Consider the following 14,922-nt stretch of genomic DNA (forward strand, 5'->3'; position numbering starts at 1 on the left):
CGTGGGACGACGTTGGCCCAGGACAGCATCGTCACTGTACAGGCACGACGACCCGGGAGCGAGCAGGGCCGACCGGTCCCGCGTCACCCGAGCTGGGTCCCCACCGCCTCGCCGATGAGGTAGGTGATGCCGGCCGCGGCTCCGCCGAGCACGAGCTGCCGCAGCCCGCCGTACCACCAGGCGCGGCTCGTCACCCTCGTGACGATCGCGCCGCAGCCGAACAGCGCCAGCAACGACACGACGATGGTCGGGACCGACGAGCTCGCCCCCAGCACGAGCGGCAGGAGCGGGATCAGGGCCCCGACGGTGAAGGCCCCGAACGACGACATGGCCGCGACCATCGGCGAGGGCAGCACGTCGGCGTCGATGCCCATCTCCTCCGCGGCGTGCACGGCGACCGCGTGGTCCAGGTCGAGGTGCACCTGCCGGGCCACCTCTCGCGCGGTGGTCTCGTCGACACCCTTGGCCATGAAGGTGGCCGCCAGCTCGGCCTCCTCGGCCGGGCCGTTGCGCACGATCTCGTCGCGCTCCACCGCGAGCTGGGCCTGGGCCAGCTCGCGCTGGCTCGCGACGGACGTGTACTCACCGGCCGCCATCGAGAACGCGCCGGCGGCCAGGCCCGCCAGTCCGGCGATGATCACGGGGGCGCGCTCGGTGCTGCCTCCGGTGACGCCCATGATGAGCGCGAAGTTCGACACGAGGCCGTCCATGGCCCCGAAGACGGCGGGCCGCAGCCACCCGCCGTTGACGTCGGGGTGCTCGTGGGAGACCGCGCCCGGGTCCGGCAGCGGTTCAGGGGTGCTCATGGGACGAAACCTACGCCTGCACCCGGTGCCGGCCGGGCGGCTAGGCGGCGTCAGCCGCGGTGCGGCCTCGACGACGCGCCAGGAGGAAGTACGCCAGCGCACCCACGAACACGATGACCGAGGTGAACACGTTCAGCCGGACGCCGAGGAACTCGTTCGCGGTGTCGATCCGCAGCTGCTCGATCCAGAACCGGCCGGCGGTGTAGAGCATCACGTAGAGCGCGAACGCCCGACCGCCCGTGAGGCGGACCCGACGGTCGATCGCGACGATGAGCGCCGCGGCGGCGAGGTTCCAGATCATCTCGTACAGGAAGGTGGGGTGGAACGTCGCGAACTGCTCGTACCCGTCGGGGCGGTTCTGCGGCGCGATCTCGAGCGCCCACGGCACGTCGGTGGGACGGCCGAAGAGCTCGGAGTTGAAGTAGTTGCCGATGCGTCCGACGGCCTGGGCCACGAGGAGCCCCGGGGCGAGCGCGTCGGCCACGGCCAGGAACGACAGGTCGTAGCGGCGGCAGGCGATCCACACGCCCAGCGCACCACCGGCGATGGCGCCCCAGATGCCGAGGCCGCCGTTCCAGATGTAGAGCGCCTCGATCGCTCGGCGCCCCTCGCCGAAGTACAGCTCGGGGTCGGTGACGACGTGGTAGATCCGCGCGCCGACGATGCCGAACGGGATGGCCCAGATCGCGATGTCGCTGATGGCACCCTCGCGCCCGCCGCGGGCCTGGAGGCGGCGTTCGCCGATCCAGATCGCGAGCAGGGCGCCGACGATGATGCCCAGGGCGTAGGCGCGCAGCGGGAAGGGTCCGATCTCCCACACGCCGGTCGACGGGCTGGGGATGGAGGTCGCGAGGCTCGCGACGGACGACGCGGTCATCGGACCACTCCTGCCCGCAGCTCACGGGCCAGCTCGCCGACGGCGGCGACCCCGCTCTCGGCGTCGGGCGCGTCGAGCAGCAGCCGCACGAACGCCGAGCCGACGATGACCGCGTCGGCGTACTGGGCGATCTCGTGGGCCTGGGCGCCGTTGCTGACGCCCAGACCGACGCCCACCGGCTTGTCGGTGACCTTGCGCAGACGGGCGACGAGCTCAGGGGCCAGCGAGCTGGTCTCCTGGCGCTGACCCGTGACCCCCATGACGGCGGTCGCGTAGATGAAGCCGCTCGCCGCGTCGGCGGTCATCGCGAGCCGCGCGTCGGTCGAGGACGGCGCCACGAGGTACGTGCGGTCCAGCCCGTGCTCGCGCGACGCGGCCTCCCACTCGGCGGCCTCGTCGGGGATGAGGTCGGGCGTGATCAGCCCGGCTCCCCCGGCTGCAGCGAGGTCGGCGGCGAAGCGGTCGACGCCGTACCGCTCGACCGGGTTCCAGTAGGTCATGACGACCGTGGGCGCGCCGGTCCCGGCGACACGTCGCACGACGTCGAAGGCCTGGCTCGTGCGGAACCCGTTCGCGAGCGCGGTCTCGGCCGCGGCCTGGATGGTGGGGCCGTCCATGACGGGGTCGCTGTACGGCAGGCCGATCTCGACGAGGTCGCACCCGCCCTCGACCATCGCCGTCAGCGCGGCGACCGACGTGTCCACGTCGGGGAAGCCCGCGGGCAGGTACCCCACGAGCGCGGCGCGGTCGTCGGCGCGCGTGCGCTCGAACAGGTCGTCGATCCCGCTCACTCCTCCACGCCTTCCTCGAGCACGACCGGGCCGTCCAGGAGGCCGAAGTACTCCGCCGCGGTGTGCACGTCCTTGTCGCCGCGACCCGAGAGGTTGACCAGGATGGTGGCGTCCGGTCCGAGCTCCTTCGCCAGCGTCACCGCCCCGGCGAGGGCGTGGGCGGTCTCGATCGCCGGGATGATGCCCTCGGTCTTGCAGAGCAGGTCGAAGGCCGACATGGCCTCGGCGTCGGTGGCGGGCACGTACCGGGCGCGGCCGATGGACGCGAGGTAGGAGTGCTCCGGCCCCACGCCCGGGTAGTCGAGCCCGGCTGAGATGGAGTGCGACTCCATGGTCTGGCCGTCCTCGTCCTGCAGCAGGTAGGAGCGGGCGCCGTGCAGCACGCCGACGTCGCCGGCGGTGATGGGCGACGCGTGCCGGCCCGTCTCGTAGCCGTCGCCACCGGCCTCGACGCCCAGCAGCTGGACGTCGGGGTCGTCGATGAACGCCGTGAAGAGGCCGATGGCGTTGGACCCGCCACCCACGCAGGCCACGGCCGCATCTGGCAGCCGGCCGGTCAGCTCGAGGACCTGGCGACGGGCCTCGTCACCGATGCCGCGGGTCAGGTCGCGCACCATCGACGGGAACGGGTGCGGGCCCGCGGCGGTGCCGAACAGGTAGGACGTGTGGTCGACGCTGGCCACCCAGTCGCGCAGCGCCTCGTTGATCGCGTCCTTGAGGGTGCGACTGCCGGTGGTGACCGGCACGACCTCGGCGCCGAGCATCTTCATCCGTGCGACGTTGAGCGCCTGGCGCTCGGTGTCGACCTCGCCCATGTAGACGGTGCAGTCGAGGTCGAGGTAGGCGCACGCGGTGGCCGACGCCACGCCGTGCTGCCCGGCGCCGGTCTCGGCGATGGCTCGCGGCTTGCCGATCCGCTTGGCCAGGAGAGCCTGCCCGAGGACGTTGCGGATCTTGTGCGCACCGGTGTGGTTGAGGTCCTCGCGCTTGAGCAGCACCCGTGCGCCGACGGCCTCGGAGAACCGGCTCGCCTCGTAGAGGGGGCTGGGCACGTTCGCGTACTCGCGGAACATCCGGTCGAGCTCGCCGATGAACGCGGGGTCGGCCTGCGCGTCGGCCCAGGCCTCGGCCAGCTCGTCGAGGGGCGCGACGAGCGCCTCGGGCATGAAGCGACCGCCGAAGCGGCCGAAGTGGCCGGTGGCGTCCGGCTGTACGTAGGTCATGAGGTCCTTCTCTGGCGTGGCTGCGCGGTGGGTGACGGTGGGGTCGCGGCGACCGTCACCATCGCCGCAGCGGCGTCGTGACCACGTCAGGACCTCTGCTGCAGGGCGGGGTGGGCGCCGGCGGCCACGAGGTCGGCGACCGTGGCCCGCGGGTCGTCGCCCCGTACGAGGGTCTCGCCGACCAGCACCACGTGGGCACCGGCGCGGGCGTACTCGAGCACGTCGTGCGGACCGCGCACCCCGGACTCGGCGACCCGGACCACACCGTCGGGGATCCGAGGGGCCAGACGTTCGAAGGTGTCGCGCTTGACCTCGAGCGTCTTGAGGTCGCGCGCGTTGACGCCGACGAGCTGCGCTCCGGCGTCGAGGGCCCGCTCGACCTCCTCCTCGTCGTGGACCTCCACGAGAGGCGTGAGGCCGATGGACCGGGCGCGCTCGACGAGGCTCACGAGGGCCTCCTGGTCGAGCGCCGCGACGATGAGCAGGGCCATGTCGGCACCGGCCGCGCGGGCCTCCCACAGCTCGTAGGAGGTGGTCATGAAGTCCTTGCGCAGCAGCGGCACGTCGACCTGGGCACGCACCGCGCGCAGGTCGTCGAGGCTGCCGTCGAAGCGGCGCTGCTCGGTGAGCACGCTGATGGCGGCCGCTCCGCCGGCGGCGTAGTCGCAGGCGAGCGCGGCGGGATCCTTGATCGCGGCGAGCGCGCCCTTGCTCGGGCTGGAGCGCTTGACCTCGGCGATGACGCTCACGCCGTCGGCCCGGAACGCCGGCATCGGGTCGAGCGCCGGGGGCTGGCGCAGCGCCTGCTCCTTGAGCTGGTCGAGCGAGCACGTGGCCTGACGTGCGGCGCGGTCGGCCGCGACGCCCTCGAGGATGTCGTCGAGCACGGTCATGGCCACCTCCTCGTCGTCGGCACTTCTCCTGCCCTCCAGGGTAGACCGCACCGGCCCCGCGGGTCGGTCAGGGTCCGAGCACTCCCCCTGCAGGGGTCCACCGCACGAGGGTGAAGACGACGACGACCACGCCCACGACGAGGAGCAACGTCGACGAGACACCCGTCGACGTGGTGGTGGCGGCACGGCCCGAGACCCGGGCCGGCCCCCGCCCGGCGGCTCGGACGGCCCACCGCGTCCAGGCGACCGCCGCAAGGAGCACGAGCCCGACCGCGAGCGCGTTCTGGGCCAGCGCCGCACCCACGTCGCCGTGGAGCAGGTCGTGCGTGGCACGCAGCCCACCGCACCCCGCGCAGGGCAGACCCGTCGCTGCGAGGAACGGACAGGTGCCGAAGGCGCCCGGGACGTGCGGGTCCCGCACCGCCACCACCGCCAACGCGACTGCTCCGGCCAGGCCACCCCACAGGGGGCCCGACCGGAGCAGGTCGCGTGCAGGCGTCACGAGGAACCGGGCCTCGCCGCGGAGATCAGGCCTTCTTGAAGTAGGCGTTGGACTCCGGTCGGAACAGCAGGAAGATCGTCACGACGGTGATCGCGAGACCCACGAGGGTGAAGATCACGAAGAGCCCCGGCTGGTTGCCGATGCCCGGCAGGGTGAACAGCAGGCCCACCACGCCGAGGACGGTGTAGACGATGCGGGCCCAGTTGGCGCCCTTGCCGATGAAGTAGGCGAACAGCGCGGTCAAGGCGACCGAGATGATCGTGGTGATGACCAGGCTCAGGTAGAACGCGGCCCGAGCCTGGCTCTCCGTGAGCCCGGAGTCCGTCCCCATGATCTGGTCGACGAAGTCGTCGATGAACAGGATGGACAGGACGGTGCTGAGCAGACCGACGGCGACGCCCACCCAGATCAGCTTGACGGCGTTCTGCACCGAGGCCGGGGCCGGGCCCTTGGCGTCGGGACGGTACTCGGGCTCGGGGCTTGCGGGGAACGGCTCCATGGGTCCTCTTCCGATCGGGCCGGGTGTCGCCCCGGCTCGTGTCCATCCAAGCGTGGACTGGGCAGAACGTCCAACGTCCGGCCGCGCGGCGTGTCCCGACGTCAGCGACGCACGGGGTAGGTGTTGATCGCCTTGTCGTGCACGGTCTGCTTGCGCTCGTCCCACAGGGGCCAGAGCAGGTCGACGAGCAGGCCGATGAAGGTCCACTGCAGCAGACCGGCGACGAGCCACCTGAAGAATCCCTCGAGGGGGCCGACCGGTGCGCCGTCGCGTCCCACGACGTGCACGCCCACCAGCTGCTTGCCCAGGCTCTGTCCGCGGTACCCGACCCTCAGCCCGCGGTTCCACAGGTCGAACCCGAGGTACAGGGCGAACCCGAGCCCGACGACCACGAGGCCCCACGGGTTGGTGTTCGTGAACTCGTCGGTGACCTCGTCGTAGTCGGCGTCGACGAAGAGCAGCACGAACCCGCCGACGATCGGCACGATCGACAGCGCCAGCACGATGAGGCCATCGACGAACGACGCGAGCACGCGGATCCACCACCCCGCGGGCTGCTCCGGGACCGAGCGGTCCGCCTGGCCCGGGAAGGCCGGCGCTCCCGGCTGGACGCCGGGACGGACGTCCGGCTGCGCGGGCGGTGACCAGGGCGTGCCGTGCGTCGGGTGGGCACCACCGGGCTGCTGCTCCCCGGGGTAGCTCGGATAACGGGGCCCCTGGGGCGCGTCGGGGCTCATGGGACCGTCAGTCGGTCGTCGCGCGGTGCTCGTCGACGCCGTGCGGCCGGTCACCGTGGCCGGGTGCGCGCTCGGCGCCCAGACCCATGCGCGACATGATCAGGCCGATCGGACCCGCGGCGACCGCGAGCACGACACCGATCGTGAAGGGAACCCAGTGCGGCTCGGGGATCAGAGCGATCCCGCCGATGGTGAAGCCTGCGAGGCAGACCAGGACGGCGGTCCAGGACGCGGGCGACGATCCGTGCGACATGCAGCTCTCTCTCCTGCGAGGGGGACGACGGGCGACAGCCTACCGGGGCGCATCGGCGTCGGCCGGTGCGCCCCGGAGGGCGTCGCTCAGGACGGCTGCGACCGTGCGAGCACCGAGGACGCGGGAGCAGGCGCCAGGACGGCGGCGGTGCGGGGGCGGCCGGAGTGACGGGCGATCAGGTCCATCACGTCGCGGCGGCCGAGCTGCTTGCCGATGCCGAGGACCCCGAAGATCGTCCTGGCCAGGATCATGACGTCGAGCTTCGCCTGGTAGCCGTTGAGGCAGGCGCGGCAGTAGGCCGCCTCCAGCTCGAGGCGCTCGCCGTCGGTGAGCGCCTCGCGGCCGACGAGCTGGGCCGGGCCGGTCAGGCCGGCACGCGTCAGGAACCGGTCGGAGACCTGCGGGTACTCCTCGCGGAGGCAGTCGATGACGTTCTGCGGCAGCGGACGGTTGCCCACCACGCTCATGTCGCCGCGCAGGACGTGCCAGAGCTGCGGCAGCTCGGTGAGTGCGAAGCGCTCCACGAAGCGGCCGATCCGGGTGTAGAGCGGCGAGTCGGCCGGGATGTTGAGGAAGCGGGTGTCGGACGCGACCGGCACGGTCTCACGGTTCACGAGCTTGTCGGCGTTGCGCACCATCGTGCGGAACTTGGTCAGCAGCACGACCTCGTCGACGCTCACCCGGCGACGCGACCGGTAGAACACCGGGCGCCCCTCCGACACGAGGACGGCCAGGGCCACCGTGAGGACGACCGGGACCCAGACGACGGCTCCGGCCACGGTCAGCAGCAGGTCGAGCGAACGCTTCTTCCACATCAGGAGGTCTCCTTGGTGCCGACAAGCTCGAGGGGTGGGTCGATCCGCCCGGGCAGAGCGCCCGAGACGACGAGGGAGAGGGACCGCACGAGCAGCCACAGACGGGCGTCCAGGCCCACGACGCGGCGACGCCCGGATCGCGCTGCCCGGTCCTGCAGGCATCGCTCGACGCGGACCGCCAGGCCGGAGAACCCGGCGTGGAGGCGGTGCCAAGGACGGGTGCGCTCGCCGCCGGCGACGAGACGTCCCGGGTAGAGGACGTCGAGGCGCGCGGCGGGATGCTCGGCGACGAGCGCCACGAGCGCCTGCTCCACCAGGGACTTGAAGCCCCCGTAGTAGCGCCGGTCGGCCGTGGGTGCCAGCGCCACGACGGAGGACACGAGGACGAGTCGGACCGGCCGACCGGCCGCCGCGTCCAGCACCCGGCGCAGGAAGGCGAGGTCGCGCTCCGTCCCCGCGGTGTCACCCACGAGGTCCACCGGACCCGGGTGCACCGGTCCGAGCGCGCAGACCGCGACGTCGACGGAATCGACGTCACGGAGCAGCGTGGCGAGCTCGTCGCCGGCCACGTCGACCACGTCGGCTCCGGCAGCCTGCAGGGTCGCCGTGTCGGTCGCGCCGCGCGAGACGGCGAGCACCGGCCCGCCGTGCCGGTCGGCCAGCTCACGGCCCGTGCGGGTCAACGGCCCGACCACGACCAGCGGCACGCCGGTGGGCCGCGACACGTCACGCACCCCGACGTCGAGACCGGTGACGGCCCGCGTCGCGGCACTCATCGTGCGCTCCGCAGCAGCACGGACTCGAAGCGGTCGGCGCACGAGGCCAGGGAGAACTCCTGCTCGGCGAGGTCGCGCGCCTCGGCACCGACGTCGTCGCGACGTCCGGGCTCGGCCAGGAGCTGGTCGACCCACGCGGCCGCTGCCGGGAGCGAGGCGGCGTCGGGTCGGCCGACGTGCCCGCCCGCCCTGCGCACCAGCCCGGAGGCGGCGTTCTCCTCGGGCATCAGTCCCACCACGGGACGACCGGCGCACAGGTAGGACAGCGTCTTGGACGGGACGGAGAACGCGCCCGCCTGCTGGTCGAGCAGGACCACGAGCACGTCGCCGCTGGCCAGCACCTCCGGGAGCCGGTCGTAGGGCTGGAACGGCAGCAGCGTGAGCGGGACGTCGAGCTTGGCGGCCTCGGCCCGCAGGACCGGGACGGCGGGCCCCTCGTTCACGACGACCAGCCGGACCTCACGGCCGCGCTCGCGCACCGCGGCGGTGAGCTGGACCAGCAGCGCGGGGTCGTGCTTGAGCCCGAGGGTCCCCGAGTACAGGATCGTGTCGACGTCGTCGAGCTCGTTCTCGACCGCCCAGTCGTTCTTGCGCGGACAGGGCACGATCTCGTCGAGCGGGGCCCAGTTCGCGATGACCGTGACCTTGTCGGCCGTGCCCCATCCCGCGTGCACGGGCACGAACGACTCGGCGATGACGACGATCTCGCGGGCGCGGCGTGACGTCCACCGCTCGGCGACCTCGAAGCCGACCGCCACCGCACGGAAGGAGCGTGAGAGCTTCGCGCCGGCGAAGGACCGCACCGCCACGGAGTAGACGTCCTGGTGCCAGAGCACCCACGGCTGGCGCAGCACGAGCATCGCGGCCGCGAAGACCACCAGGGTCGGGATCTGGACGTTGGACATGAGGGCGACGTCGGGGCGGACGCGTCGGACGTGGCGGACCAGCTCGAACCCCAGCCTCAGCTCGAGGAGCAGACGCTGGACGAAGCGGCTCTTGTCGAACACGATGCCGTCGCCCACGGTCTCGAAGGTGATCGACTCACCCTCCGCGGACTCGAGTCGACCCTTGCCCGAGACGTAGGCGTTGCAGGTGGAGTGGGTGACGTCGTGGCCACGCCGCGCGAGCTCCCGGCTCAGCTGGGCCTGGAAGGGATGCCCGCTGAAGTCGTGCACGAGTACGCGCATCGGACCTCCAACCGTCGTCACCGCTCATCGGTGTCGAAGATCTCAACGACGGGTGCACCCGGGAGTTACGAGTCCTCCAGGTGAATTCAGGACTTTCGTCCCGCATGGCTCAGAGCGTGGGGTCGCGTCCCTCGTCGAGCGCCTTCCACGGGTCGTCGTCGACGCGTGAGCGCGACGGCGCGTCGTACCGGCCGCTCATGGCGGGCCACGACCTGCCGTGCCGGACGGTCACGGCACCGAGGCCGGTCGCGAGCAGGAACCCCGCGGCCGCGACATAGGACCACGACGACCTCGAGACGGCGCCGAGGTCCTGGCCCGTGAAGGCCGGGGACTGCTCGGCGGCCGAGGACAACGACGCCTCGACGTCGGCCGCCGAGACCAGGCACACGGCAGAACCGCCGAGTCCGAGCACGACGACGAAGAGACCGACGACGAGCCGCCCGCGCCCGCGGGTCGCGAGCACGGCGAGCGCCGCCGTGACCACGACGACGGCCAGGGCGGCGGCCAGCGGGGCGACGTCGCGGCCCGTGACCACGATCGTGTCGGGCGGCAGGCCCGTCGGGGCCAGCCGGGTGCTGGCCCAGGTGCGGCCGAGCGCCAGCCAGGTGAGCCCACCAACCGCCAGCAGGCCGAGCACCACCGGCGCGTACAGACGCCGTCCGGACGCAGCCGTCACAGCAACCGGTCCGCGTCGAAGCAGGTGGTCGCGCCGGTGTGGCAGGCCGGACCCTCCTGGTCGACCACGACGAGCAGCGTGTCGCCGTCGCAGTCGAGCCGCACCTCGCGCACGGCCTGGGTGTGGCCGGAGGTCTCGCCCTTGACCCAGTACTCCTGGCGGCTGCGGCTCCAGTAGGTCCCGCGGCCGGTCGTGAGGGTGCGGTGCAGCGCTTCGTCGTCCATCCACCCGACCATGAGGACGTCGCGCGTGCCGGCGTCCTGCACCACGGCGGGGACCAGCCCCGCGGGATCGCGCTTGAGCCGGGCGGCCACGGCTGGGTCGAGTGAGGTCACGGTGTCATCCTCCCAGAGGTCACTCGGCCGCCGGCACGATCCCGAGCGAGGCCTGCGCCACCCAGCTGGCGTGCAGGCGGGCGTACACGCCCCCGGCGTCGACCAGATCGTCGTGCGACCCGTCCTCCACGAGGCGGCCCGCGTCGAACACCAGCACGCGGTCGGCGTTCTCCGCCGTGCTGAGCCGGTGCGCGATCGTGACGCTCGTGCGTCCCTCGAGCAGGGTCTCCAGCGCACGCGTGGCACGCAGCTCGGTCTGCGGGTCGACCGCACTCGTGGCCTCGTCGAGCACGAGGAAGTCGGGGTCGGCCAGGGCCGAGCGCACCAGCGCGACGAGCTGGCGCTCCCCGGCCGACAGCGACTCGCCCCGCTGGCCCACGCGCGTGTCCAACCCGTGCGGCAGCCCCGCGAACCAGTCGGTGAGGCCGAGGTCGTCGACCGCGGCGACGAGCTCGACGTCCGTCGCGTCGTCGCGCCCGTACAGCAGGTTCTCGCGCAGCGTCGCGTCGAACAGGAAGCCCTCCTGGGGAACCATGAGCACGTGGCGCCGCAGCTCGTCGAACGAGACCCGCGCGATGTCGGTGTCGCCGAGCCGCACCGTCCCGCGCACCGGGTCCATGAGGCGGGTGAGCAGTTTGGCGAAGGTCGTCTTGCCCGAGCCCGTCTCGCCCACCACGGCCACGCGCTGGCGCGGCTGGATCGTGACGTCGACGTCGCTGAGCACCTCCGGGCCGTCGGGGTAGGCGAACGCGACGTGCTCGAACCGGGCGCCGAGCACCTCGTCGGGCAGACCGACACCGTCGGGACCGGGGTCGACCACGTCGGCCGGGGTGTCGAGCAGCTCGATGACCCGCCGCCACGAGGCGATGGCGTTCTGCGCCTCGGTGAGGACCTGCGTGGCCATCTGCGCGGGCCCCACGAGCAGACCGACGAGGAACGCGAACGCGATGACGGTTCCCATCGACAGCCCACCGGCCACGCCGAGGACCACTCCGACGGCCACGGCACCGGCGTTCGCGAGCCCGCCCACGAGGCCGGCGGAGGCGAACGTGACCGCCACGAGCTTCTGGGCGCGGACGTTGGCGTCGAGGTTGCGCTGGATGCCCGCGTCGACCCTGGCCTGCGTGCGGTCCTCGATGGCGTGCGCCTTGACGACCGAGGCACCGACGACCGGCTCGGCCACGACGGCGAGCATCTCGCCGACGGTGCGGCGAACGGTGTCGTACGCGCGGCTCAGCCGTGCGGCGAAGTACTTCAGGCTGGCCGCGAGCGGGAGGAAGCACAGCCACACGACGAGGGTCAGCTGCCAGGAGTAGAACGCCATGATGACCGTCGCGACGAGCATCTGGCCGAGGCTGATGACGATCATGATGCCGGTGAACTGCAGGAACAGGGACACCTGGTCGATGTCGGACGTCACCCGCGAGACGAGGACGCCCCGGCGCTCGGCGTTCTGCGTGAGCATCGAGAGGTCGTGCACGTGGCGGAACGCCGTGACACGCAGCTCGGCGAGGCCGCGCTCGCTCGCCACGAACAGGCGCACGCGCATCCAGTAGGCGACGACCGCCGTCAGCAGGACGAGCACGAGCGCACCGAGCAGGTAGGGACCGATGGCGGACAGGGTCGTCTCTCCCCCGTCGCCCAGCCCCGAGTCCACCGTGCGCTGGATGACAACGGGCACCACCGAGCCGCCCACCGTGCTCAGCACGGCGAGCAGCAGCGTGAGTCCCAGGCCGTCCTTGATGGCCGGCGACAGCGCGAGGCCGCGGCGCACGATCTCACGACCGGACGCCCGGACGGTGGTGACGCCCGGCAGGCTCACCTCGGTGCTCGTGGCGGTCATGCCTGTGCCTCCCTCGCCTGGTCGTACGCGTCGACGAGGTCGCGGTAGACCGCCGACCCCGCCATGAGCTCGGCGTGGGTGCCGCGCTCGGCCACCCGCCCGCCGTCGAGCAGCACGACCTCGTCGGCCAGGGCGATGGTGGCCTTGCGGTACGCCACGACGAGGACCGTCGGCCCGCCCCCGTCGGCCGTGCGATCGGCCAGGGCGCGCAGGATGCGCTGCTCGACCTCGGGGTCCACGGCGCTCGTGGCGTCGTCCATGACCAGCAGCCGTGGCCGCCGCACGAGGGCCCGCGCCAGGGCGAGGCGCTGGCGCTGCCCGCCGGACAGGGTGGTCCCGCGCTCGCCGAGCTGCGTGTCGAGCCCCGCGGGCAGGCGGGCGACGAAGCCGTCGGCCTGGACGGTCCGCAGCGCCTCCCAGACGTCGGCGTCGTCGACGTCGGCCCCGAGCGTGACGTTCTCACGGACGGAGTCGTCGAACAGGAAGGTGGTCTGCGGGACCACGGCGACCGCGTCGGCCAGGGCCCGGTGGGTGAGACCCGCGACGTCGTGACCGTCGAGCTCGACCGTGCCGGAGCGCGGGTCGACGAGGCGCGAGAGCAGGGTCGTGAGGGTGCTCTTGCCGCTGCCGGTGGCACCGACGAGTGCCGTGACGGACCCCCGCGGCACGTGCAGCTCGACGCCGTCCAGGACGTCGTCACCCTCGCCCGACTGCACGGCGTCGTCGAACTGGTAGGAGACTCCCCGCAGGTCGAGGTCGACCGCACCTGCGCCCGGCAGGGTGGCGGTGCCGTAGGTCATGGACCCCGACGCCTGCAGCACGCTCTCGACACGGTCCCAGCCGACGACGCTGCGGGGCAGCTCGCCGAGCACCCAGCCGATGGCACGCACCGGGAAGGCGACCACGGTGAACAGGTAGGCCACCTGCACGACGTCGCCGGGCTCGGCGGCACCGCTCGCCACGCGGCCGACGCCCAGGACGATCACGGCCAGGATGCCGAGGTTCGGCAGGGCCTCCAGCAACGGGTCGAAGATGCTGCGGATCTTCCCGACCTCGATGTTGGCGTCGCGCAGCTCCTCGGTGGACCGGGCGAAGCGGGCGGTCTCGTCGGCCTCGCGACCGAGCGACTTCACCACGAGCGCGCCGTCGAAGGACTCGTGGGCCACGGCGCTCAGGTCGCCGCGCAGGGCCTGGGCGTGCGCGACCTTGGGCGAGAGCCAGCGCTGGTAGAAGACGTTGATGCCGAACAGGGCCGGGAACACCACGAGGCCCACGAGCGTGAGGACCCAGTCGGCCTCGAGCATCGCCACGAGCGCGGCGGCGAGCATGGCGATGACGCCGACCGCCATCGGCAGCGGCATGAAGACCGCCCACGTGGCCTCGACGTCGGCGTTGGCGTTGGAGAGCAGCTGGCCGGTGGGGTGGCGGTGGTGCCACGACATCGGGAGGGCGAGGTACTGACGGGTGACCTTGCGGCGGTAGGTGGCGACCAGGCGGTAGTAGACGATGCCGCCGATGAGCCGCCGCGCGATGACGCCGAGCGCCCGCAGCACGGCCACGCCGAGGAACAGGGCGACCGAGGTCCAGAGGGCACCCTGCAGCACCTCGCCCTGCTCGAAGGACGGCCGGATGACGTTGTCGGTCGCCCACCCGAGCACCCAGGCGTCGGCGACGGTCATCGCGCCGAAGAGCACGCTGCCCACGACCGAGATCGCGAACAACCCCTTCTGCTCGCCGATGCCGCGTCCGAGCAGGCCGAATCCGCGGCGCATGATCCGGTCGGGCCGAGCCGATCCGAGCTGGCCCGATCCTGTCTGGCCAGATCCGGTCCGGGCCGTCTCGGTCTGGGCCGTCTCGGTCTGGGCCGTCTCGGTCTGGGCTGCCCCGGTCTGGGCTGCGTCGCCCTCGACCGCCTCGGCCGGTCGGGGTGCGCTACCTGACACGGTGTCCCGCTGCTCGCAAGGTCTCTTTCACCTGTCCGATGGTCAGCTCGCCGAAGTGGAACACACTCGCGGCGAGCACGGCGTCGGCACCGGCCTCGACCGCAGGAGCGAAGTGCTCGAGCCGTCCGGCGCCACCACTGGCGATCAGTGGCACCTGTGTAACGCCGCGGACCGCCCGAATCATTTCCAGGTCGAAGCCCTGCTTCGTCCCGTCGGCGTCCATCGAGTTGAGCAGCACCTCGCCGACGCCCAGCTCGTCGGCCCGGCGGACCCACTCGACGGCGTCGATCCCGGCGCTTCGCCGGCCGCCGTGCGTGGTGACCTCGAAGCCGCTGGGCTGGGCGCCCTCGCCCGACGTCGGGGCACGTCGCGCGTCGACGCTGAGGACGAGCACCTGGTTGCCGAACCGCTGGGCGATCTCGGCGATCACCTCGGGGCGCGCGATGGCCGCGGTGTTGATGCCGACCTTGTCGGCGCCCGCGCGCAGCAGCCGGTCGACGTCGTCGACGGTGCGCACTCCCCCGCCGACGGTGAGCGGGATGAAGACCTGCTCGGCCGTGCTGCTCACGATGTCGAACGTGGTCGCGCGGTCCCCGCTGGAGGCCGTGATGTCGAGGAAGGTGAGCTCGTCGGCGCCCTCGGCGTCGTAGACCCGTGCCATCTCGACCGGGTCGCCCGCGTCGACCAGGTCGACGAAGTTGACGCCCTTCACGACGCGCCCTGCGTCGACGTCGAGGCAGGGGATGACACGCACGGCGAGACTCAC

General features: G+C 72.4%; 17 protein-coding genes. All 17 read right to left on the minus strand.

Annotated elements, in window-relative coordinates; genetic code table 11:
* Window positions 1-83 precede the first annotated feature (83 nt).
* Entirely contained in the window at window positions 84-806 is a 723-nt protein-coding gene (locus RQG84_RS05680) for a VIT1/CCC1 transporter family protein (RefSeq protein WP_055965853.1), read from the minus strand.
* A 40-nt stretch (window positions 807-846) separates the two neighbouring features.
* Entirely contained in the window at window positions 847-1,683 is an 837-nt protein-coding gene (gene lgt, locus RQG84_RS05685) for a prolipoprotein diacylglyceryl transferase (RefSeq protein ID WP_311209235.1), read from the minus strand.
* Window positions 1,680-2,474, minus strand: a complete 795-nt coding sequence (gene trpA, locus RQG84_RS05690) for a tryptophan synthase subunit alpha (RefSeq protein WP_056576403.1) — start codon at window positions 2,472-2,474, stop codon at window positions 1,680-1,682. The genes lgt and trpA overlap by 4 nt, the downstream gene beginning before the upstream one ends.
* Window positions 2,471-3,697 carry a tryptophan synthase subunit beta gene (trpB, locus tag RQG84_RS05695; RefSeq protein ID WP_055965846.1) on the minus strand — a complete coding sequence of 409 codons (1,227 nt, stop codon included), beginning with the start codon at window positions 3,695-3,697 and terminating at the stop codon, window positions 2,471-2,473. Before trpB ends, trpA begins: the two co-directional genes overlap by 4 nt.
* A gap of 86 nt (window positions 3,698-3,783) precedes the next feature.
* Window positions 3,784-4,590: an indole-3-glycerol phosphate synthase TrpC gene (gene trpC / locus RQG84_RS05700; RefSeq protein ID WP_055965843.1), complete on the minus strand. Its 807-nt coding sequence runs from the start codon at window positions 4,588-4,590 to the stop codon at window positions 3,784-3,786.
* A gap of 67 nt (window positions 4,591-4,657) precedes the next feature.
* Complete coding sequence (locus RQG84_RS05705) at window positions 4,658-5,092, minus strand: DUF2752 domain-containing protein (protein WP_311209236.1); 435 nt, start codon at window positions 5,090-5,092, stop codon at window positions 4,658-4,660.
* Window positions 5,093-5,117: 25 nt separating this feature from the next.
* Complete coding sequence (locus RQG84_RS05710; protein ID WP_311209237.1) at window positions 5,118-5,591, minus strand: hypothetical protein; 474 nt, start codon at window positions 5,589-5,591, stop codon at window positions 5,118-5,120.
* Between the two features lie 101 nt (window positions 5,592-5,692).
* Window positions 5,693-6,328: an RDD family protein gene (locus tag RQG84_RS05715; protein WP_311209238.1), complete on the minus strand. Its 636-nt coding sequence runs from the start codon at window positions 6,326-6,328 to the stop codon at window positions 5,693-5,695.
* Window positions 6,329-6,335: 7 nt separating this feature from the next.
* Window positions 6,336-6,581, minus strand: a complete 246-nt coding sequence (locus RQG84_RS05720; RefSeq protein WP_055965834.1) for an HGxxPAAW family protein — start codon at window positions 6,579-6,581, stop codon at window positions 6,336-6,338.
* 86 nt (window positions 6,582-6,667) lie between these two features.
* On the minus strand, window positions 6,668-7,396 hold the full coding sequence (locus RQG84_RS05725; protein ID WP_311209239.1) for a sugar transferase: 729 nt from the start codon (window positions 7,394-7,396) through the stop codon (window positions 6,668-6,670).
* Complete coding sequence (locus tag RQG84_RS05730; RefSeq protein ID WP_311209240.1) at window positions 7,396-8,172, minus strand: hypothetical protein; 777 nt, start codon at window positions 8,170-8,172, stop codon at window positions 7,396-7,398. Before RQG84_RS05730 ends, RQG84_RS05725 begins: the two co-directional genes overlap by 1 nt.
* Complete coding sequence (locus RQG84_RS05735) at window positions 8,169-9,359, minus strand: glycosyltransferase family 4 protein (protein WP_311209241.1); 1,191 nt, start codon at window positions 9,357-9,359, stop codon at window positions 8,169-8,171. The genes RQG84_RS05730 and RQG84_RS05735 overlap by 4 nt, the downstream gene beginning before the upstream one ends.
* 109 nt (window positions 9,360-9,468) lie before the next feature.
* Window positions 9,469-10,035 (minus strand): Trp biosynthesis-associated membrane protein, encoded by a 567-nt coding sequence (locus RQG84_RS05740; RefSeq protein WP_311209242.1) that lies wholly within the window; start codon window positions 10,033-10,035, stop codon window positions 9,469-9,471.
* Window positions 10,032-10,370 carry a phosphoribosyl-AMP cyclohydrolase gene (gene hisI / locus RQG84_RS05745; protein WP_056555661.1) on the minus strand — a complete coding sequence of 113 codons (339 nt, stop codon included), beginning with the start codon at window positions 10,368-10,370 and terminating at the stop codon, window positions 10,032-10,034. The genes RQG84_RS05740 and hisI overlap by 4 nt, the downstream gene beginning before the upstream one ends.
* Window positions 10,371-10,389: 19 nt before the next feature.
* The gene (locus RQG84_RS05750) at window positions 10,390-12,213 is read right to left on the minus strand and encodes an ABC transporter ATP-binding protein (protein ID WP_311209243.1); all 1,824 of its coding nucleotides are present in this window, start codon (window positions 12,211-12,213) and stop codon (window positions 10,390-10,392) included.
* Window positions 12,210-14,156: an ABC transporter ATP-binding protein gene (locus RQG84_RS05755; protein ID WP_311209244.1), complete on the minus strand. Its 1,947-nt coding sequence runs from the start codon at window positions 14,154-14,156 to the stop codon at window positions 12,210-12,212. The genes RQG84_RS05750 and RQG84_RS05755 overlap by 4 nt, the downstream gene beginning before the upstream one ends.
* Window positions 14,146-14,922, minus strand: coding sequence for an imidazole glycerol phosphate synthase subunit HisF (gene hisF / locus RQG84_RS05760; protein ID WP_055965817.1), 777 nt, complete (start codon window positions 14,920-14,922; stop codon window positions 14,146-14,148). The genes RQG84_RS05755 and hisF overlap by 11 nt, the downstream gene beginning before the upstream one ends.

The sequence above is a fragment of the Aeromicrobium sp. WCS2018Hpa-31 genome (assembly GCF_031843905.1).
Classification (GTDB): domain Bacteria; phylum Actinomycetota; class Actinomycetes; order Propionibacteriales; family Nocardioidaceae; genus Aeromicrobium.

Excerpts from the sequence above, each read along its gene's own strand:
- RQG84_RS05680 (WP_055965853.1), bottom strand. The coding sequence starts at position 806 with ATGAGCACCCCTGAACCGCTGCCGGACCCGGGCGCGGTCTCCCACGAG.
- RQG84_RS05735 (WP_311209241.1), bottom strand. The coding sequence starts at position 9,359 with ATGCGCGTACTCGTGCACGACTTCAGCGGGCATCCCTTCCAGGCCCAG.
- trpC (WP_055965843.1), bottom strand. The coding sequence starts at position 4,590 with ATGACCGTGCTCGACGACATCCTCGAGGGCGTCGCGGCCGACCGCGCC.
- RQG84_RS05750 (WP_311209243.1), bottom strand. The coding sequence starts at position 12,213 with ATGACCGCCACGAGCACCGAGGTGAGCCTGCCGGGCGTCACCACCGTC.
- RQG84_RS05725 (WP_311209239.1), bottom strand. The coding sequence starts at position 7,396 with ATGTGGAAGAAGCGTTCGCTCGACCTGCTGCTGACCGTGGCCGGAGCC.
- RQG84_RS05710 (WP_311209237.1), bottom strand. The coding sequence starts at position 5,591 with ATGGAGCCGTTCCCCGCAAGCCCCGAGCCCGAGTACCGTCCCGACGCC.
- RQG84_RS05715 (WP_311209238.1), bottom strand. The coding sequence starts at position 6,328 with ATGAGCCCCGACGCGCCCCAGGGGCCCCGTTATCCGAGCTACCCCGGG.
- trpB (WP_055965846.1), bottom strand. The coding sequence starts at position 3,697 with ATGACCTACGTACAGCCGGACGCCACCGGCCACTTCGGCCGCTTCGGC.
- RQG84_RS05720 (WP_055965834.1), bottom strand. The coding sequence starts at position 6,581 with ATGTCGCACGGATCGTCGCCCGCGTCCTGGACCGCCGTCCTGGTCTGC.
- lgt (WP_311209235.1), bottom strand. The coding sequence starts at position 1,683 with ATGACCGCGTCGTCCGTCGCGAGCCTCGCGACCTCCATCCCCAGCCCG.
- RQG84_RS05730 (WP_311209240.1), bottom strand. The coding sequence starts at position 8,172 with ATGAGTGCCGCGACGCGGGCCGTCACCGGTCTCGACGTCGGGGTGCGT.